Origin of the sequence: Enterobacter sp. Tr-810 (assembly GCF_011752765.1) — a bacterium.
In the GTDB taxonomy this organism is placed as follows: domain Bacteria; phylum Pseudomonadota; class Gammaproteobacteria; order Enterobacterales; family Enterobacteriaceae; genus Enterobacter; species Enterobacter soli.
This window is the reverse complement of the sequence record NZ_VWWW01000001.1, coordinates 1,331,662-1,350,560: the sequence shown is the minus strand read 5'-3', so window position 1 is coordinate 1,350,560 and position 18,899 is coordinate 1,331,662. Positions and strand designations below refer to the sequence as shown.

The following is an 18,899-nucleotide window of genomic DNA, read 5'->3' as shown; positions in this document are numbered from 1 at the left end:
CCATTCAGCTTTTCTTCATAAATCAGCCGTAAGGATGATATTCATTTTTCGCCATTCAGCATGGTGACCCTGGGCGATAAAATAGAGGTCATTGCGCCATCTAAGCCCTGTGAAGTGTGGGTGTTATTTGCTTGTTAATAGTCACTTGCGCTGGCTTACATTTAACGACAGACTATCGCCTCCATTTCAGGAGGGATTCATGGTTTTGCATTCCACACGCTGGCTGGCGCTCAGCTATTTCACCTACTTTTTTAGCTACGGTATTTTTCTGCCTTTCTGGAGCGTCTGGCTCAAAGGGATTGGCCTTACGCCAGAAACCATTGGTGTACTGTTGGGTGCCGGGCTGGTTGCGCGTTTTCTGGGAAGTCTGTTAATTGCGCCGCGCGTCAGCGATCCCTCCTTACTGATTAAAGCCGTGCGTATTCTGGCGCTGCTGACGCTGGTCTTTATGGCCTGCTTCTGGGTCAGTCATCAGTTTGCCTGGCTGATGGTAGTAATGGTGGGCTTCAACCTGTTCTTCTCTCCGTTGGTGCCGCTGACGGATGCGCTGGCGAATACCTGGCAAAAACAGATAACCATGGACTATGGCCGCGTTCGCCTGTGGGGATCGATTGCCTTTGTCATTGGCTCGGCGCTGGTGGGCAAGCTGGTCAGTCTCTACGATTATCGCGCCATTCTGGCGCTGTTGAGTGTCGGGATCGCCTCGATGCTGCTGGGCATGTTATTGCGCCCATCAGTGATGCCGCAGGGGGAAAGCCGTCATCAGGAGAGCGCAGGCTGGCCGGCCTGGCGGGCGTTGATCGTCCAAAGCTGGCGTTTTCTGGCGTGCGTGTGTCTTCTTCAGGGGGCACATGCGGCCTATTACGGTTTTAGCGCGATTTACTGGCAGGGGGCTGGATACTCGGCTTCAGCCGTGGGGTATCTCTGGTCGCTTGGTGTTGTCGCTGAGGTGATTATCTTTGCCCTGAGCAAAAAATTGTTCCGTCGCTTTGGAGCTCGTGACCTGCTGCTGCTTTCCGCCGTCTGTGGTGTGGCGCGCTGGGGCATTATGGGCTGGACGACAGAACTGCCGTGGCTTATCGTGGCGCAAATCCTGCACTGTGGCACCTTCACGGTGTGTCATCTGGCTGCCATGCGCTATATCTCAGCCCGGGAAGGTGGGGATGTTATTCGCTTGCAGGCGGTCTATTCAGCCGTCGCGATGGGTGGCAGTATTGCCGTGATGACGGTATTTGCGGGCTTCCTGTATCAGCAGCTCGGCCACGGCGTATTCTGGGTCATGGCACTGGTCGCACTGCCTGCAATGGTGGTACGTCCAAAAGTGGCGGCGCGGGTCTGATTACGACTCCAGCATCGCGCGAATATGTTCTTGCTGCTGCGCATTGAGTGTCTCAACGGCATGGATCAGTGGCGGTGAGAACAGCGGCAGCGCCGTGGGGTAGGGAGTGATAACCAGTGAGGCTTCACGCGGTGCTCCCTCCTTCTGAAAGGCCTGTAACGTCAGATAACGAATATTGAGCGGCAGCAGCGTCAGTTCACGTAGCTGTTGCTCAATTAACGCCTCGCACTCTTTATCATCCCCCGTTAACAGCACGACCTGTTTTTCGTGCAGATCGTTCTCCTGCATCAGCCAGGCACCAAAAATCACTGCCACCAGGCTCATCTCTTCCTCGGAAAAACGCAGCCCGAATTCCGCTTCCAGCTCAAACAACGACTCTTTGGTCGTGCGCAGCAGGCGTGGGTAAAGACGATGGATCTCTTCAGGCAGGCTGTTATCGATGCCGATATCAAATAAAGAGCGATCAAGCGCCTGAGCCAGGTGGATATAAAGCTGATCGGTCAGCCCCTGCTCGTCGCTGAAATTCATCCCGGTCTGCGCCCGAAAGCGCGCAATCATGCGGACAATGGTGCGGCGCAAGCGCTGGTCCTGCTGGTGCTTGTCCAGAACCGGATCGGGGGTGCGCAGCATCATAAACAGTAGCGACAAAAACAGTTGCTCATCGATATGCGGAGCCGAGGGTACCCGGCGTTTCCAGTGGCGAACAATCTCCTGTGCGGTGAAATACTCACCTCTGGACTGCGCCCAGTTACGCTGAACGTGGGTGAAGTGCGGCGTGTTACCCTGATGATGTTGAATCAGACAATATTGTAAAAACAGCTGTAAAAACTGCACATCCCGGCATTCGAACTGGCGCTGAAGCCTGCGCGAACAGAAGTTAATCAGTGCGCGCAGGTTGGTGTCATCGTACAGAGGGCGGGCAATGCCGTGCCGTTTAAGTGCGGTTTTTAATGCCGGGGTAAACTGGTGAGACACAAACTGTGGGCAAAGCCTGAGCGCCCTGCGCAGCCAGTGCAGCAGGCATAAACGCTGGTTCAGTGCGGTGCCCTCAATTCGGTAGCTGCCGTCATGATGCGTGATGATATCAAGCCGATGATAGCGCTGGATTTCATCGCGTGTCTCGGCTATATCTTGCCGTGCGATGGTGTCGTCTACCCCGTTGGCAGCCGTAATGCTCTGTGCGGTGACGACAGCATCTGGCAGGTAAAGCATCAAAAGCACCTGGCAGCGGCGCTGCGAACTGGAAAGCACAGATGGTATCTCAAGCGTCGTCATCATCTGTCGGGTATCCAGTATGAGTGTTTGGTAAGAATAGCTAAAGGATGTCGGCAATAAAGCGCAACGGGAACGCTTTCCTTCAGGATTGCAGGCGAACATCACAGAATTTTTGACGTGAGGAATTGATGCAAATAGTTAAACAAAGTGCTCTGGCGTTATTTTTGGCGGTTTTCACTTTTACCGTCAGCGCACATCCTCACAGTTTTATCAGCCTGAAAACAACGCTGGTGACAGACGGGACGCAGCTTAGCGGCCTTAAAATGCGCTGGACGATGGACGAAATCACCTCTGCTGACCTGCTTTATGATGCCGGAAACGCCAAACCCGGGGATGAAGTCTGGAAAAAACTGGCGGCTGAAGTGATGGCAAATGTGCTGGGTCAGCACTATTTCACCGAGTTCTGGCATAACGGCCAGAAGGTCAAATTCCTTAATCGCCCAACGGAATACGGGATGTCGCGTGAAGGGCATCAGGCGGTGCTGACGTTTGTGCTGCCGCTGGCGCAACCCCAGCCGCTGGCGGGGCAAAAGTACACCTTTTCTACTTTTGACCCAAGCTATTACGTCGATATGAGTTATGCCGAAGACAGCAATGCGCAGCTGCCAGCTGAGCTACAAAAACGCTGTACGCTGGCGGTTCATACCCCGAAACCCAGTGAAGAAACGCTTAACTTTGCCGTGTCTCTCGATAAAGAAGATGCTCCGCCAGAGGACATGGATCTGGGTAAACAGTTTGCACAGCAGGTGACGTTGCAATGTCAGTGATCTCTTCCCCCGTCAGAAAATCCCGCCGTTGGTTACAGCTTTGGCCGCTGGCTCTGTTCCTGGTGTTGGCCGCAGGCGGTGTGCTTTGGCTGTGGCACTCATGGCCGCAGGTGATGATGAAAAGCATCCTCTGGCAGCGTGATGTTAATCAGCAGATGAGCGGGCTGCTAAAAGCGGTGGCGGACAACCCAACTCAGGCGGGGGGATCGCTGCTGATTTTCAGCTTTTTGTATGGCGTTCTGCACGCGCTTGGCCCCGGACACGGCAAAATTGTGATCACCACCTGGCTTGCCACGCATCCCTCAAAGCTGAAATCGAGCATCGGCCTGACGCTGGCCTCCTCGTTGCTACAGGGGCTTGTGGCTATTGTGCTGGTGGTGGTTGTGCTGTCGCTTTTGCAGCTTCCTGCTCGCCAGTTGCACATGAGCAGTTTCTGGCTGGAGAAGGGTAGTTACGCACTGGTGGGCATTCTGGGGCTGATCCTCTGCTGGCGGGCGCTGAAAAAATTGCGCATCTTACTGCAAAAACCAAAATTCAAAACGTTCACGCCGCATCACGTTCACGATGCCCACTGCTGCTGCGGGCATCAGCATTTACCGACCCAGGAACAGCTGCAAAATGGCGACGACTGGCGCGCACGGTTGATGATTGTTCTCTCGATGGGGATGCGCCCGTGTTCGGGGGCGATAATGGTGCTGCTGTTCAGTAAGGTTATCGGTGTGTTTGGCTGGGGAATGATCTCCGCGCTGGCGATGGCAGCAGGGACATCTCTGACCATCTCTTCGCTGGCGTTGCTGGTGCACAGTTTCCGTCAGCTGGCGGTCAAACTGAGCGGCAACAAAACGCCGGTATTGTGGCGACAGGTTGGCTGGACAACGCTTGCGCTGGCAGGTGGGGTTATTTTACTGGTTGCGGCGGTAACGATGTGGATGAGTGCTGTGCCGGTAGGAAGGGGATTGCGACCGTTTTGACAGGAGCGGGCTGGTGCCCGCACCCTGATACTGAATTAACGCTTCAGCGCATCGCTCAGTTCATCACGCATGTTTGCCAGCATGGCTTTAACAACGCGTGGGTTACCTGCAACGATGTTGCCGGTGGTCATGTAATTGTGACCGCCGGTGAAATCACACACCAGTGCACCTGCTTCACGCGCGATCAGCTCGCCCGCAGCAAAGTCCCACGGCTTCAGTGCCAGTTCGAAGTAACCGTCAACGCGACCGGTCGCAACGTAGGCCAGATCCAGCGCAGCAGAACCGGTGCGACGGAAATCAGCACATTCGGTGAACAGTTTGCCCAGGATATTCATATAGGTAGTTGCGTGCTGCTTCGCTTTGAACGGGAAGCCGGTCGCCAGAATGGTGCCGTCCAGGTCACGTGCATTGCTGCAACGCAGACGATAGCCGTTCAGCTGAGCGCCCTGGCCGCGGGTTGCGGTGAACAGTTCGTTACGCATTGGATCGTAGACAACGGCGACTTCAGTACGGCCTTTAATGCGTACTGCGATAGACACAGAGAAGTGTGGCAGGCGTTTTACGAAGTTGGTGGTGCCATCCAGTGGATCGATAACCCATTGAACATCCTGATCGGTACCTTCATGTTCACCGCTTTCTTCGGTGATGATGGTGTGCTGTGGGTAAGATTTGCGGATTGTTTCGATAATAATCGCTTCTGCGGCTTTATCGACGTTAGTCACGAAATCATTGCTGCCTTTCTGGCTGGTTTCTACGGAGTCTGGAGTTTCGTAGTGTTTGGCAATTACATTACCCGCCTTGCGCGCTGCGCGCACGGCGATGGTCAGCATCGGATGCATCGGTCTCTCTCACTGGATGTTAAAGAACATGAAAATCGGCGCAGAGTATAGCAGCGGGATCGGATTATGTCTCCCGATTATGATAATATGCCCGAATATTCTTCAGACACTGAATTCAGACACCAAAAACTATGCTGCAAAATATTCGAATCGTGCTGGTCGAAACATCGCATACCGGCAATATGGGCTCTGTCGCCCGCGCAATGAAAACCATGGGTTTAACCAATCTGTGGCTGGTTAACCCATTGGTCAAACCCGACTCCCAGGCAATCGCCCTGGCGGCCGGCGCCAGTGACGTTATCGGCAATGCCCAGATTGTTGATACCCTCGACGAAGCCCTGGCGGGTTGTAGCCTGGTGGTGGGCACCAGTGCGCGTTCGCGTACGCTGCCATGGCCAATGCTGGATCCGCGTGAATGCGGTCTGAAAAGCGTGGCGGAAGCTGAACAGGCGCCAGTTGCTTTGGTGTTTGGTCGTGAGCGCGTGGGCCTGACCAACGATGAACTGCAAAAATGCCATTATCACGTGGCGATTGCCGCAAACCCGGAATACAGCTCACTGAACCTGGCGATGGCGGTACAGGTCATTGCCTACGAAGTGCGCATGGCCTGGCTGGCAACGCAGGAGAAACCGGTAGAACAGAAAGAAGAGGCGGCTTACCCGCTGGTGGACGACCTTGAGCGTTTCTACGGCCACCTGGAGCAGACGCTGCTCTCAACCGGCTTTATCCGTGAAGGTCACCCGGGCCAGGTGATGAATAAGCTGCGTCGTATGTTTACCCGTGCGCGCCCGGAAAGTCAGGAGCTGAACATCCTGCGCGGGATCCTGGCGTCGATTGAGCAGAAGAATAAAGAGTAGTGCCGGTTTGTTTTCCCCTCTCCCCTTGGGAGAGGGCCGGGGAGGGCATCAGGCCGCACCCGACAAAAACGGCACGGAAGGTTAAATACCTGACTAAAACAGTCAAGTAAATAGTTGACCAATTTAGTCAGGAATGTCAGACTTGGCCCTGCTATGCAATACCCCCATTTTACAATAAAAAACCCCGGGCAGGGGCGAGTTTGAGGTTAAGTAAGACATGAGACTGACATCTAAAGGGCGTTATGCCGTGACCGCGATGCTGGACGTTGCGCTCAACTCCGAAGCGGGCCCGGTTCCGTTGGCTGATATTTCTGAACGACAAGGGATCTCCCTCTCTTATCTGGAACAGCTGTTCTCCAGACTGCGTAAAAATGGACTGGTTTCCAGCGTTCGTGGCCCAGGCGGCGGATATCTGCTGGGTAAAGACGCGGGCAGTATTGCGGTAGGCGAAGTGATTAGCGCAGTTGACGAATCCGTTGACGCGACCCGTTGCCAGGGTAAAGGCGGCTGCCAGGGCGGCGATAAATGCCTGACCCACGCGCTGTGGCGCGATCTGAGCGACCGTCTGACCGGCTTCCTGAACAACATCACTCTCGGTGAGTTGGTGAATAACCAGGAAGTCCTGGATGTGTCTGGTCGCCAGCACAGCCATGAATCACAACGCAGCACCCGCGCGCAAGACGCAATCGACGTTAAATTACGCGCCTAATTTGCCCGTTATATTTCGTGCCGCAACTGCGTTGGCCGCACTAGCTCGCCCCAGTCACTTACTTGATGTAAGCTCCTGGGACTCGCAAGTTTGCCGCCTTGCTGCAACACGAACTATTTAGGGCAAAAATTATAAGATTTCAGAATCAGGCCGGGGTGGAAACACCCCGTGTACTCGGTCGTACATCCAGCCGGTTGCCTGATTCCTTGCATTGAAGCGATGTACGGAGTTTATAGAGCAATGAAATTACCGATTTATCTCGACTACTCCGCAACCACGCCGGTGGACCCGCGTGTTGCCGAGAAAATGATGCAGTGTCTGACCCTGGACGGAAACTTTGGTAACCCAGCTTCCCGTTCACACCGTTTTGGCTGGCATGCTGAAGAGGCGGTAGATATCGCCCGTAATCAGATTGCTGACCTGGTGGGTGCCGATCCGCGTGAAATCGTATTCACCTCCGGTGCAACCGAATCCGACAACCTGGCGATCAAAGGTGCAGCCAACTTCTATCAGAAAAAAGGCAAGCACGTTATCACCAGCAAAACCGAACACAAAGCCGTGCTGGATACCTGCCGCCAGCTGGAGCGTGAAGGGTATGAAGTCACCTACCTGGCGCCACAGAGCAACGGTATCATCGACCTGAAAGAGCTCGAAGCGGCAATGCGTGAAGACACCATTCTGGTTTCCATCATGCACGTGAACAACGAAATCGGCGTCGTGCAGGATATCGCGACCATCGGCGAAATGTGCCGTGCGCGCGGCATCATCTATCACGTTGATGCAACTCAGAGCGTGGGCAAACTGCCTATCGACCTGAGCCAGCTGAAAGTGGACCTGATGTCCTTCTCTGGCCACAAAATCTATGGCCCGAAAGGTATTGGCGCACTGTATGTTCGTCGTAAGCCACGTATTCGTATCGAAGCACAGATGCACGGCGGCGGTCACGAGCGCGGAATGCGTTCCGGTACTCTGCCTGTTCACCAGATCGTGGGCATGGGCGAAGCGTACCGCATTGCGAAAGAAGAGATGGAAACCGAGATGGCGCGTCTGCGCACTCTGCGTAACCGTCTGTGGGACGGCGTGAAAGATATGGAAGAAGTGTATCTGAACGGCGATCTGGAGCAGGGCGCACCAAACATCCTCAACGTGAGCTTCAACTATGTTGAAGGCGAATCGCTGATCATGGCGCTGAAAGACCTGGCTGTTTCTTCTGGCTCTGCATGTACTTCTGCAAGCCTCGAGCCATCCTACGTGCTGCGCGCGCTGGGGATGACCGACGAGCTGGCACACAGCTCTATCCGTTTCTCTTTAGGTCGTTTCACTACCGAAGAAGAGATTGACTACACCATCAAGCTGGTTCGCAACTCCATCGGCCGTCTGCGTGACCTTTCTCCACTGTGGGAAATGTTCAAACAGGGCGTGGATCTGAACAGCATTGAATGGTCACATCACTAATCGGTACATAAGGAGAATTCAATCATGGCATACAGCGAAAAAGTTATTGATCATTACGAGAACCCACGCAACGTTGGCTCTTTTGACAACAGCGATGAATCCGTAGGTAGCGGCATGGTCGGTGCACCGGCGTGTGGCGACGTGATGAAGTTGCAGATTAAAGTCAACAATGAAGGTATCATTGAAGACGCGCGCTTCAAGACCTATGGCTGCGGTTCTGCAATTGCGTCCAGCTCACTTGTGACCGAGTGGGTAAAGGGCAAGTCTCTGGACGAAGCACAGGCAATCAAAAACACCGATATTGCTGACGAACTCGAACTGCCGCCGGTGAAAATTCACTGCTCTATCCTGGCAGAAGACGCGATCAAAGCCGCTATTGCGGATTACAAAAGCAAACGTGAAGCAAAATAATTGAGGTTTGAGTATGTCGATTACCCTTAGCGACAGCGCTGCCGCGCGAGTAAGCGCCTTCCTGGCGAACCGTGGTAAAGGCTATGGCCTGCGACTGGGCGTACGTACCTCCGGCTGTTCTGGTATGGCTTACGTACTGGAGTTTGTTGATGAACCGGCGTCTGACGACACCGTGTTTGAAGACAAGGGCGTGAAGGTGGTGGTCGATGGCAAGAGCCTGCAATTCCTCAATGGCACTCAGTTGGACTTTGTAAAAGAAGGCCTGAACGAAGGGTTTAAATTCACGAACCCTAACGTAAAAGACGAGTGCGGTTGCGGCGAAAGCTTCCACGTTTGATCGTGCGTCATCCGATGAACCCCACCGCAGGAATCTGTGCGTGGGGTTTGTTTTAATCGGCTACCCCTGAGATTGTTATGGATTACTTCACCCTCTTCGGATTACCCGCTCAATACACTGTCGATATTCCGGCCCTGACGGTCCGTTTTCAGGATCTGCAACGTCAGTACCATCCGGATAAATTTGCCAGTGGTACTCAGTCAGAGCAATTGGCGGCCGTATCGCAATCTGCGACCATCAATCAGGCCTGGCAGACGCTGCGTAATCCGTTAACCCGCGCAGAGTACTTACTCTCCCTTCACGGATTTGATCTGGCGAGCGAACAGCACACCGTGCGTGATACCGCATTTCTGATGGAACAGCTGGAGCTGCGTGAAGAGCTGGATGAGATAGACCAGGCGAAAGACGAAACCCGGCTGGCGCGCTTTATCAAACGTGTCAAAGAGATGTTTGATACCCGCCATCAGCAGATGGTTGAACAATTGAATAACGAGACATGGGACGTAGCGGCGGACACAGTACGCAAGCTCCGTTTTCTCGATAAACTGCGAAGCAGCGCTGAACAACTCGAAGAAAAGCTGCTCGATTTTTGATTCTGGAAGCTCAACATGGCCTTATTACAAATTAGTGAGCCTGGTTTAAGTGCTGCACCGCACCAGCGTCGTCTGGCGGTGGGCATTGATTTAGGTACCACCAATTCCCTCGTGGCGACCGTGCGTAGCGGCCAGGCGGAAACGCTGGCAGACGCAGACGGCCGCCATTTGCTGCCATCTGTGGTCCACTATCATCAGCAGGGCCACACGGTCGGCTACGATGCACGCACTAACGCTGCGCGCGATCCGGCCAATACCATCATCTCTGTTAAGCGCATGATGGGCCGCTCTCTGGCTGATATCCAGAGCCGCTACCCGCACCTGCCTTATCAGTTCCAGGCAAGTGAAAATGGCTTGCCAATGATCGCCACCACCGCCGGTTTACTGAACCCGATTCGTGTGTCTGCGGACATCCTCAAAGCGCTGGCGGCTCGCGCTACAGCCACGCTTGAAGGTGAACTGGACGGCGTGGTGATCACCGTTCCGGCCTATTTTGATGATGCACAGCGTCAGGGTACTAAAGACGCTGCGCGTCTGGCGGGCCTGCACGTACTGCGCCTGCTGAACGAACCGACGGCTGCTGCCATTGCCTATGGCCTGGACTCCGGTCAGGAAGGGGTGATTGCAGTTTACGATCTGGGCGGCGGGACGTTTGATATCTCTATCCTGCGCTTAAGCCGCGGTGTATTTGAAGTGCTGGCCACCGGCGGTGACTCTGCGCTCGGCGGTGATGACTTCGATCATCTGCTGGCGGATCACATTCGCGAGCTGGCGGGCATTACCGATCGTAGCGATGCGCGCGTGCAGCGTGAACTGCTGGATGCGGCGGTTGAAGCCAAAATTGCACTCAGCGACGCCCAGACTGTCACCGTGAATGTGGCGGGCTGGCAGGGTGACATCACCCGTGAACAGTTTAATGATCTGATTACCTCGCTGGTGAAACGCACACTTCTGGCCTGCCGCCGCGCGCTGAAAGACGCGGGCGTCGAAGCGGAAGAAGTACTTGAAGTGGTCATGGTGGGGGGCTCCACACGTGTACCGCTGGTGCGTGAACGCGTGGGTGAATTCTTTGGCCGCACGCCGCTGACCTCCATCGACCCGGACAAAGTGGTCGCTGTGGGCGCCGCAATTCAGGCTGATATTCTGGTCGGCAACAAGCCGGACAGCGAAATGCTGCTGCTGGACGTCATTCCACTTTCCCTGGGGCTGGAAACCATGGGCGGCCTGGTAGAGAAAGTGATCCCGCGTAATACCACCATTCCGGTGGCGCGTGCGCAGGAGTTCACCACCTTCAAAGACGGTCAGACCGCGATGTCCATCCACGTGATGCAGGGCGAACGCGAACTGGTGCAGGACTGCCGTTCTCTGGCTCGCTTTGCGCTGCGCGGTATTCCGGCGCTGCCTGCGGGTGGGGCGCACATTCGCGTGACCTTCCAGGTGGATGCGGACGGCCTGCTGAGCGTCACAGCGATGGAAAAATCGACCGGTGTTGAATCGTCCATCCAGGTGAAGCCGTCTTACGGCCTGACCGATGGCGAAATCGCGACCATGATTCAGGATTCAATGAGCTACGCCGAACAAGACGTGAAGGCGCGAATGCTGGCTGAACAGAAAGTTGAAGCCGCACGCGTGCTGGAAAGCCTGGTTGGCGCACTCACTGCCGATGCCGCGCTGTTAAGCGCCGCTGAGCGTCAGGTGATCGACGAAGCTGCCGCGCACTTACGTGCCGTAGCGCAAGGCGATGACGCTGATGCAATAGAAGAAGCCATTAAAAACGTTGATAAACAAACCCAGGACTTCGCCGCTCGCCGCATGGACAAATCTGTCCGCGTCGCGCTGAAAGGCCAGTCCGTGGACGAGGTTTAATATGCCAAAGATTGTTATTTTGCCTCATGCGGACCTCTGTCCGGATGGCGCTGTTCTGGAAGCGAAGACCGGTGAAACCATTCTCGATGTTGCCCTGCGTAACGGTATCGAAGTGGAACACGCCTGTGAAAAATCCTGTGCCTGCACCACGTGTCACTGCGTAGTGCGTGAAGGTTTCGACTCTCTTGCTGAGAGCACCGAAGACGAAGATGACATGCTGGATAAAGCATGGGGTCTGGAGCCAGACAGCCGTTTAAGCTGCCAGGCGCTGGTAACCGATGAAGATCTGGTCGTGGAATTCCCACGCTACACCATCAACCACGCACGCGAGCATTAATATGGGACTGAAGTGGACAGACAGCCGTGAAATCGGCGAAGCGCTCTACGACGCGAACCCGGATCTCGATCCAAAGACCGTACGATTCACCGACATGCACCAGTGGATCTGCGATTTAGAGGATTTTGACGACGATCCAAACGCATCCAATGAAAAAATTCTGGAGGCGATTCTGTTAGTCTGGTTAGATGAAGCAGAGTAAATCACTTAACGGGCTGCCTTCAGGCGGCCCGTTTGCTAATAAGGATAAATAAAATGACCGAAGCGATGAAGATTACGCTCTCCACACAGCCTGCTGACGCACGCTGGGGCGAGAAAGCCACCTACAGCATCAACAACGACGGCATTACCCTGCACCTGACAGGCAACGATGACACCGGCCTGATCCAGCGTGCCGCGCGTAAAATTGACGGCCTGGGCATTAAACATGTTTCTCTGGACGGCGAAGGCTGGGATACCGATCGCAGCTGGGCTTTCTGGGCAGGTTATAAAGGTCCGAAAGGCACCCGTAAAATTGAGTGGGCGAACCTCGATGAAGCCGGCCAGAAAGAGCTGGAAAGCCGTCTGACCATTATCGACTGGGTGCGTGACACCATCAACGCTCCGGCTGAAGAGTTAGGCCCGGAGCAGCTGGCACAGCGCGCGGTTGACCTGCTGTGCGGCGTGGCGGGTGACAAAATGTCTTACCGCATCACCAAAGGCGAAGATCTGCGCGAGCAGAACTACATGGGTATTCACACCGTGGGTCGCGGCTCTGAGCGTCCTCCTGTGCTGCTGGCGCTGGATTACAACCCAACCGGCGACAAAACAGCGCCCGTCTTTGCTTGCCTGGTCGGTAAGGGTATTACCTTTGATACCGGCGGTTACAGCCTGAAGCAGAGCGCGTTCATGGATTCCATGAAGTCCGATATGGGCGGCGCAGCCACCATCACTGGTGCACTGGCGTTTGCGATTACCCGCGGTCTGAACAAGCGCGTGAAACTGTACCTGTGCTGCGCCGACAATATGGTCAGCGGCAATGCCTTCAAGCTGGGCGACATCATTCGCTACCGCAACGGCAAAAACGTCGAAGTGATGAACACCGACGCCGAAGGCCGTCTGGTGCTGGCCGATGGCCTGATCGACGCTTGCGCCCAGAAACCCGAGCTGATTATCGATATGGCAACGCTGACCGGTGCGGCGAAAACTGCCCTGGGCAACGACTACCATGCGCTGTTCAGCTTTGACGACAAACTGGCTGCCCGCCTGCTGGCAAGCGCTGCCGCAGAGAACGAGCCGTTCTGGCGTCTGCCGCTGGACGAGTTCCACCGCAGCCAACTGCCGTCTAACTTTGCCGAATTGAACAACACCGCGAGCGCGGCGTACCCGGCAGGTGCAAGCACCGCCGCGGGCTTCCTGTCTCACTTCGTTGAGAACTACCACGAAGGCTGGCTGCACATCGACTGCTCCGCAACGTACCGTAAAGCGGCAGTTGAGCAGTGGTCTGCGGGCGCGACCGGTCTGGGTGTGCGTACCGTGGCGAACCTGCTGACGGCTGAGTAATCTCATTGCCCTCACCCTAACCCTCTCCCACGGGGAGAGGGGATGGTTTGCTCCCTCTCCCTTGAGGGAGAGGGCCGGGGTGAGGGGGGAAATGCATCATCTGGAATTGTTATGTCCGAAACCAAAAATGAATTAGAAACCCTGCTGGAACAGGCGGCGACCGAGCCTGCGCATCGTCCAGCATTTTTCCGCACCTTGCTGGAATCCAGCGTCTGGGTGCCAGGCACGGCAGCGGAAGGTGAGCAGGTTGTGGAAGACAGTGCGCTGGATCTGCTGCACTGGGAGAAAGACGACGGCACCTCCGTTATCCCGTTCTTCACCTCTCTTGAAGCACTCCAGGAAGCGGTTGAAGACGAACAGGCGTTTGTGGTGATGCCGGTGCGCACGCTGTTTGAAATGACGCTGGGCCAGACGCTGTTCCTGAACGCCAAACTGCCGACCGGGAAAGAGTTCACCCCGCGTGAAATCAGCCATCTGATTGGCGAAGAGGGCAACCCGCTCAGCACGCAGGAAGTGATTGAAGGTGGCGAAACGCTGCTGTTGTCTGAAGTGGCGGAACCGCCAGCACAGATGATTGACTCCCTGACCACGCTGTTCAAAACCATCAAGCCGGTAAAACGCGCGTTCCTGTGCTCCATTAAAGAGAGCGCGGAAGAGCAGCCGGTGCTGCTGATTGGTATTGAAGCCGACGGTGAAATCGATGAGATCATTCAGGCGGCCGGGAACGTAGCCACTGACACACTGCCAGGTGATGAGCCGATTGATATCTGTCGCGTTGTGAAAGGTGAGAAGGGCATCAGCCACTTTATTACTGAACACATCACCCCGTTCTATGAACGTCGCTGGGGCGGTTTCCTGCGCGATCTGAAAACCAATCGCATTATCTGATAGCACTGGGGTGAGCACTCACCCCGTTGCTTCCAACAGCAGTAAATCCATCAACAGCACCAGGTTAGACTCGAACGACGTCACGCCAGCGGCTTCGGCGGCGTAATGCACCGCTTCGTCATACAACGCGAAATGCAGATCCGCCATACCTGCCAGGGTATTTGCCGAGGCGCGGGTAAAGGCCACCACCGTCATGCCAACGTTTTTGGCAATCCGCGCTTTATCCAGCACCTGTTCCGTTTCGCCACTGCGCGACACGGCGATAAACACCTGATAACGAGCAGCGTTACTCAGAAAAATATTCCTGCTGTCGCCGGGCCCGGAAATAAAGGCCGTTTTGCCCAACACCTGCAATTTCTTGGTGAGGTACTCGGCAAAAAGATACGAAAACCCGGCACCGTAGAGAAAGAAACTCTCTTTCTGGCGCAACAGGTCGGCAAACTGCTGGCGTTTATCTTGCGTAACCCACTGGAATGTCTGCTGATAATTCGCAATAAACTGGCTGAACAGGGCAGGCAATTCCGGGAGATCATTCCTTTGCGCAGTAATGTGTGGCGTGTCTGAAAGAAGCTGTTTGCAGTGCCAGATAAACTCGCTAAAACCGCTAAACCCCAGCTTCTGGCACAGGCGCATAATGGTGGCGGTAGAGACGAATGTCGCCTGCGCCAGCTCGCGCACCGTGATGTTACCCACCAGCAGCGGATGTTCCGTGAGGTGGGCGAGCACGCGATACTCCGCGCGGGTCAATGACTCCCCGCGCGTTAAGAGCGTTATCAGGCGGTTATCCATTATTTGGCAGGTTCAACCGGCAAATCGTCACGGGCACCCCATTCGCTCCAGGCACCGTCATAGAGCGTCACATCGGCTGCGCCAAGCGTGGCGAGCGCCAGGATCACCACACAGGCCGTCACGCCGGAACCACAACTGGCGATAATCGGACGCTGCAAATCCACACCCTGACGAGCAAAAATGGCCTGTAGTTCGTCGGTGGTTTTCAGTTCGCCCTCAAACACCAGATCGCCCCACGGTACGTTCAGCGCGCCGGGGATGTGTCCGCGCTTGAGGCCCGGACGCGGTTCGTCCGCTTCGGCGTTGAAACGCGGTGCAGGGCGAGCATCAACGATTTGCGCTGTTTTTTCATGGCTTACTACCAGCACATCGGTCAGACGTTTTACGATAGTGGCATCAAACGTGGCGTCGAAATCCCCTTCAGGCAACGTCACGTCACCCTGCTGGAGTGGCAGCTCATCGCGTTTCCAGGCGGCGAGTCCGCCCGCCAGAATCGAAACTTTTTCCGCACCGAAGTTCTTCAACATCCACCACGCGCGCGGGGCGGAGAAGAGATTGCCTTCGTCATAGACAACCAGATGCTTGTCACGGCTGATGCCAAGCTCGCGCATCGCCACGGAAAAGGCTTCCGGGCGTGGCAGCATATGCGGCAGGGGAGATGTGTGGTCAGAGAGGGCTTCAATATCAAAAAATACTGCGCCAGGCAGATGCCCTGCACGGTACTCACCGGGAACGTCGCGATGCTCTTGCCCCGGCGGGGCCATGCGCGCGTCTATAATCTGGACTTCCGGGTCGTCACTGTGTTCAATCAACCAGTCGGCGGCGACAAAATATGAGGTGGACATGGGTGCCTCCATTCTTTTCCGTAAAAAAGGATTGTCGGTGTTTTTTCTGACACCGACAAGCACACCACGTTCAACTCGCGAGCAACGCCTTATTTTTTCACCGCTTCGCCGTTATTCCAGGCTTTTTGCAGCGCAGGCCAGTAATCACGGTTAGCCTCTATCATCTCATCGAGAATCGCTTTTGCATGTTCCATAGTGGGCACGGTACGGTTCAGGGTGAATGCCTGCAACGCTTTTTCATAGTTGCCTTCTATAGTGGCTTCCACCAGCAGCTGTTCAGAAGCCAGTTGCTGTTGCAGCAACGTCTGGTGGAACAGCGGCACCTGGCCCACGCGTATTGGCTCCGGCCCTTCTGAGGTGATATAGGCTGGCACTTCCACCACGGCATCGTACGGTAGGTTAGTAATCGCCCCGCGGTTTTCCACCATCACCAGATGGCGTTGGCGCAGGTTGAACGCCAGCGAGCAGGCAACATCAACAATGAATTCACCGTGCACACCTACGTGGAAGGCGTCCGACAGTACGCCAGTGCGCTTGTACTCTTCTGCGGCCGCGAACAGCTTTTTCTCGCGCCCGTTCATCACTTCGTTAGCACGGGTGTATTCCGGGTTCTGGTGCTCGACAATCTGGTTCGGCATCAGGTAGTACTGCAGATACGGGTTCGGCAGATAATCCGGGAAATTGTCCATGATCGGTTTGATGTTGCGCCAGGTCTTCACCCATGACGGATCGGAATGCTGCGGGTCGGTTTTCGCGGCATCTTCCGTCAGCAGGCCAAACTTCGCGATATGTCGACGTAGCTCCGGCAGCTTATCTTCGCCATCCACCAGCACGCGGGTAAACCAGCCGAAGTGGTTCAGACCAAAGTAGTCCACTTCCAGCTTGTGGCGATCGACACCCAGAATCGCCCCCATATTACGCATCGCGGCCACCGGCATATCGCAGATGTTTAGCACGCGGGCGTTCGGACGCAGACGACGCACGCCTTCTGCGACGATCGCCGCCGGGTTGGAGTAATTTACGATCCACGCTTTTTCATGCGCGTAGCGATCCACTAAATCGATAAGCTCTACCATCGGCAGGATGGTGCGCAGGCCGTACGCCAGCCCGCCAGGGCCGCAGGTTTCTTGCCCAACCACGCCGTGACGCAATGGGATCTTCTCATCCTGCTCGCGCATTTTGTACTGGCCAACGCGCATCTGGGCGAAGACAAAGTGTGCGCCGCTGAAAGCCACTTCTGGGTCACTGGTTACGGTGAACTTGATACTCTGGCTGTGGTCGCGAATAACTTTCTCTACCACCGGCGCAATGGTGTTCTGACGCGCGTCGTCAATATCGTAGAGGCGTATTTCTGCCAGCGGGAAATCCTGCAGGCGTACCATCAGGCTTTTCACGATGCCCGGCGTGTAAGTACTACCGCCACCGGCAATAGAGAGAATAAACGGGGGTTTAAACATCTTTAGCTCCTTTCAGAGAAACGTCTCAACGGCTTCTCGCATTTTTTTGACATGCAGCCCGTAGACCACCTGAACGTTGTTACCTTGTTTGATAATCCCTTTCGCGCCGGTCGCCTTGAGGCGCGGTTCGTCGATGATGGCGACATCCTTCACCGTGACGCGTAAGCGGGTGTAGCAGTTATCCACCACTTCAATATTTTCCCGGCCACCCAGGCCTGACACGATTGACTCACCCAGCCCATCGTTGTTGCCTTTCGCCTGGTATTCCTGCTTGCTGTAGAGCCGTGTTTCTTGTTCGTCATCTTCACGGCCTGGCGTCTTCATGTTGAAACGCAGGATCAGGAAGCGGAACACCACGAAGTAGAGCGCGAACATAATCAGCCCAACCACGAGGTACATTGGCCAGTTGGATTTCTCTGTGCCGAGCGGCAGGTTGTAAAGAATGAAATCAATAATCCCGTTAGCGCCAATCGCATGAACGCCAAACAGCGAGAAGAGCATCATGCCGATGCCGGTCAGCACCGCGTGCACCACGAACAGCAGGGGGGCAACAAACAGGAACGAGAACTCAATCGGCTCGGTCACTCCCACCAGCAGGGAGGTCAACGCCGCCGGGATCAAAATAGCCTTCGCGATAGCTTTACGCTCTGGCTTCGCGGTCATATACATCGCCAGCGCCGCCGCAGGCAGGCCAAACATTTTGCTGATGCCACGCGCATCCCACACCACGGTACTGCTAAGTTGTTTGACCTGCGGGCAAGCCATCTCGGCGAAGTAGATATTGCGCGCACCCTGGTAGGTTGCACCGCAGACCTCTTGCGTCCCGCCCAGTTCGGTATACAGGAACGGCGTATAGACCAGATGGTGCAAACCGGTTGGCACCAGAATGCGCTCCAGGAAGCCGTAGATTGCGACACCAAACGGGCCGGAACCTTTTATTGCCAGTGCCAGGGTGCTGATTCCATGTTGGGCAAATGGCCAGAGTTCACTCATCACCACGCCGAGGAGCATGGAAACGGGAAGCATCACAATGGCGACAAAACAGTGGCCGGAATAAATCGCCATCGCGCCATTAAACTGTACGCTGGCGTATTTGTTGTACAGGTAGCCGGAGAGCGCCCCGGTCAGGATCCCGGCAAAGACGCCCATCTCCAGTACCTGAACCCCCAGCACCATGGCTTGTCCGGCCGCTTTCATCTGATCTACCGGAGCAAGCTCGCCCTGCAACTGCAGTGTGACGTTCATGGCATTGATAAACACCACAAAGGTCACCAGACCAATCAGGGCGGCGTAGCCTTTATCACGGGTCGCCAGGCCAATTGGGATACCCACGGCAAAGACCAGCGCCAGGTTAACCAGCACTGACACGGCAGATTTGGCGATAAGTTGCCCCAGGCTCTGGATTAACGGGTGGCCGAGAAATGGCAGATAGTCTGCCAGGTTACCGTTACCCAGCACGTTCCCCAGTGCGATAAAAAGGCCGACAATCGGTAAGATAAGTACCGGTCCGTACAATGATTTTCCGAAATTTTGTAGGGCGTTCACGGCTCGTTTCATGGCTATCTCTCTTATTGAACCGCGCACTCGGTGTGCGTCTTGGGCCTTAAACTAGCAGGCAACTG

At 55.3% G+C, this 18,899-nt stretch carries 20 protein-coding genes; 14 read left to right on the top strand and 6 right to left on the bottom strand.

Annotated features, from left to right (window positions below; genetic code table 11):
- Positions 1 to 199 precede the first annotated feature (199 nt).
- Positions 200 to 1,339 carry a 3-phenylpropionate MFS transporter gene (locus F3J30_RS06310; protein ID WP_166716656.1) on the top strand — a complete coding sequence of 380 codons (1,140 nt, stop codon included), beginning with the start codon at positions 200 to 202 and terminating at the stop codon, positions 1,337 to 1,339.
- Here F3J30_RS06310 and csiE read toward each other — a convergent pair whose 3' ends face one another.
- Positions 1,340 to 2,617: a stationary phase inducible protein CsiE gene (gene csiE, locus F3J30_RS06305; protein ID WP_166716655.1), complete on the bottom strand. Its 1,278-nt coding sequence runs from the start codon at positions 2,615 to 2,617 to the stop codon at positions 1,340 to 1,342. It abuts the gene before it with no gap.
- Positions 2,618 to 2,742: 125 nt separating this feature from the next.
- Between csiE and F3J30_RS06300 the strand changes: the two genes are divergently transcribed.
- A complete protein-coding gene (locus F3J30_RS06300) occupies positions 2,743 to 3,381 on the top strand; it encodes a DUF1007 family protein (RefSeq protein ID WP_166716654.1) in 639 nt (212 codons plus the stop codon).
- Complete coding sequence (locus F3J30_RS06295) at positions 3,372 to 4,352, top strand: nickel/cobalt transporter (RefSeq protein ID WP_166716653.1); 981 nt, start codon at positions 3,372 to 3,374, stop codon at positions 4,350 to 4,352. The genes F3J30_RS06300 and F3J30_RS06295 overlap by 10 nt, the downstream gene beginning before the upstream one ends.
- 35 nt (positions 4,353 to 4,387) lie before the next feature.
- Here F3J30_RS06295 and suhB read toward each other — a convergent pair whose 3' ends face one another.
- Positions 4,388 to 5,191 carry an inositol-1-monophosphatase gene (gene suhB, locus F3J30_RS06290; protein WP_014071352.1) on the bottom strand — a complete coding sequence of 268 codons (804 nt, stop codon included), beginning with the start codon at positions 5,189 to 5,191 and terminating at the stop codon, positions 4,388 to 4,390.
- A gap of 131 nt (positions 5,192 to 5,322) precedes the next feature.
- On the opposite strand from suhB, the gene trmJ reads away from it, so the two are divergent.
- The 11 genes from trmJ to sseB all read left to right on the top strand — a co-directional run bounded on the left by trmJ (position 5,323) and on the right by sseB (position 14,186).
- Positions 5,323 to 6,048 (top strand): tRNA (cytosine(32)/uridine(32)-2'-O)-methyltransferase TrmJ, encoded by a 726-nt coding sequence (trmJ, locus tag F3J30_RS06285; protein WP_166716652.1) that lies wholly within the window; start codon positions 5,323 to 5,325, stop codon positions 6,046 to 6,048.
- A 217-nt stretch (positions 6,049 to 6,265) separates the two neighbouring features.
- Entirely contained in the window at positions 6,266 to 6,757 is a 492-nt protein-coding gene (gene iscR / locus F3J30_RS06280) for a Fe-S cluster assembly transcriptional regulator IscR (protein ID WP_006176693.1), read from the top strand.
- Between the two features lie 240 nt (positions 6,758 to 6,997).
- Positions 6,998 to 8,212: a cysteine desulfurase gene (gene iscS / locus F3J30_RS06275; protein WP_014071349.1), complete on the top strand. Its 1,215-nt coding sequence runs from the start codon at positions 6,998 to 7,000 to the stop codon at positions 8,210 to 8,212.
- 24 nt (positions 8,213 to 8,236) lie between these two features.
- A complete protein-coding gene (iscU, locus tag F3J30_RS06270; protein WP_005120408.1) occupies positions 8,237 to 8,623 on the top strand; it encodes a Fe-S cluster assembly scaffold IscU in 387 nt (128 codons plus the stop codon).
- Between the two features lie 13 nt (positions 8,624 to 8,636).
- Entirely contained in the window at positions 8,637 to 8,960 is a 324-nt protein-coding gene (gene iscA, locus F3J30_RS06265) for an iron-sulfur cluster assembly protein IscA (RefSeq protein WP_014071348.1), read from the top strand.
- A 77-nt stretch (positions 8,961 to 9,037) separates the two neighbouring features.
- Positions 9,038 to 9,553 carry a co-chaperone HscB gene (hscB, locus tag F3J30_RS06260; protein ID WP_166716651.1) on the top strand — a complete coding sequence of 172 codons (516 nt, stop codon included), beginning with the start codon at positions 9,038 to 9,040 and terminating at the stop codon, positions 9,551 to 9,553.
- A gap of 15 nt (positions 9,554 to 9,568) precedes the next feature.
- Complete coding sequence (gene hscA / locus F3J30_RS06255) at positions 9,569 to 11,419, top strand: Fe-S protein assembly chaperone HscA (RefSeq protein WP_166716650.1); 1,851 nt, start codon at positions 9,569 to 9,571, stop codon at positions 11,417 to 11,419.
- Between the two features lies 1 nt (position 11,420).
- Positions 11,421 to 11,756, top strand: a complete 336-nt coding sequence (fdx, locus tag F3J30_RS06250; protein WP_014071345.1) for an ISC system 2Fe-2S type ferredoxin — start codon at positions 11,421 to 11,423, stop codon at positions 11,754 to 11,756.
- A gap of 1 nt (position 11,757) precedes the next feature.
- Positions 11,758 to 11,958, top strand: coding sequence for a Fe-S cluster assembly protein IscX (gene iscX, locus F3J30_RS06245; RefSeq protein ID WP_003860650.1), 201 nt, complete (start codon positions 11,758 to 11,760; stop codon positions 11,956 to 11,958).
- A gap of 53 nt (positions 11,959 to 12,011) precedes the next feature.
- Complete coding sequence (gene pepB, locus F3J30_RS06240) at positions 12,012 to 13,298, top strand: aminopeptidase PepB (protein WP_166716649.1); 1,287 nt, start codon at positions 12,012 to 12,014, stop codon at positions 13,296 to 13,298.
- A 111-nt stretch (positions 13,299 to 13,409) separates the two neighbouring features.
- Positions 13,410 to 14,186 (top strand): enhanced serine sensitivity protein SseB, encoded by a 777-nt coding sequence (gene sseB / locus F3J30_RS06235; protein ID WP_166716648.1) that lies wholly within the window; start codon positions 13,410 to 13,412, stop codon positions 14,184 to 14,186.
- A gap of 18 nt (positions 14,187 to 14,204) precedes the next feature.
- Here the strand turns inward: sseB and F3J30_RS06230 are convergent, their stop codons facing one another.
- The 4 genes from F3J30_RS06230 to F3J30_RS06215 all read right to left on the bottom strand — a co-directional run bounded on the left by F3J30_RS06230 (position 14,205) and on the right by F3J30_RS06215 (position 18,834).
- Positions 14,205 to 14,975, bottom strand: coding sequence for a MurR/RpiR family transcriptional regulator (locus F3J30_RS06230; protein ID WP_166716647.1), 771 nt, complete (start codon positions 14,973 to 14,975; stop codon positions 14,205 to 14,207).
- Positions 14,975 to 15,820: a 3-mercaptopyruvate sulfurtransferase gene (sseA, locus tag F3J30_RS06225; protein ID WP_166716646.1), complete on the bottom strand. Its 846-nt coding sequence runs from the start codon at positions 15,818 to 15,820 to the stop codon at positions 14,975 to 14,977. Before sseA ends, F3J30_RS06230 begins: the two co-directional genes overlap by 1 nt.
- An 89-nt stretch (positions 15,821 to 15,909) precedes the next feature.
- The gene (locus F3J30_RS06220) at positions 15,910 to 17,277 is read right to left on the bottom strand and encodes a 6-phospho-alpha-glucosidase (RefSeq protein WP_166716645.1); all 1,368 of its coding nucleotides are present in this window, start codon (positions 17,275 to 17,277) and stop codon (positions 15,910 to 15,912) included.
- Positions 17,278 to 17,289: 12 nt separating this feature from the next.
- Positions 17,290 to 18,834, bottom strand: coding sequence for a PTS transporter subunit EIIC (locus F3J30_RS06215; RefSeq protein WP_166716644.1), 1,545 nt, complete (start codon positions 18,832 to 18,834; stop codon positions 17,290 to 17,292).
- Between the last annotated feature and the right edge of the window lie 65 nt (positions 18,835 to 18,899).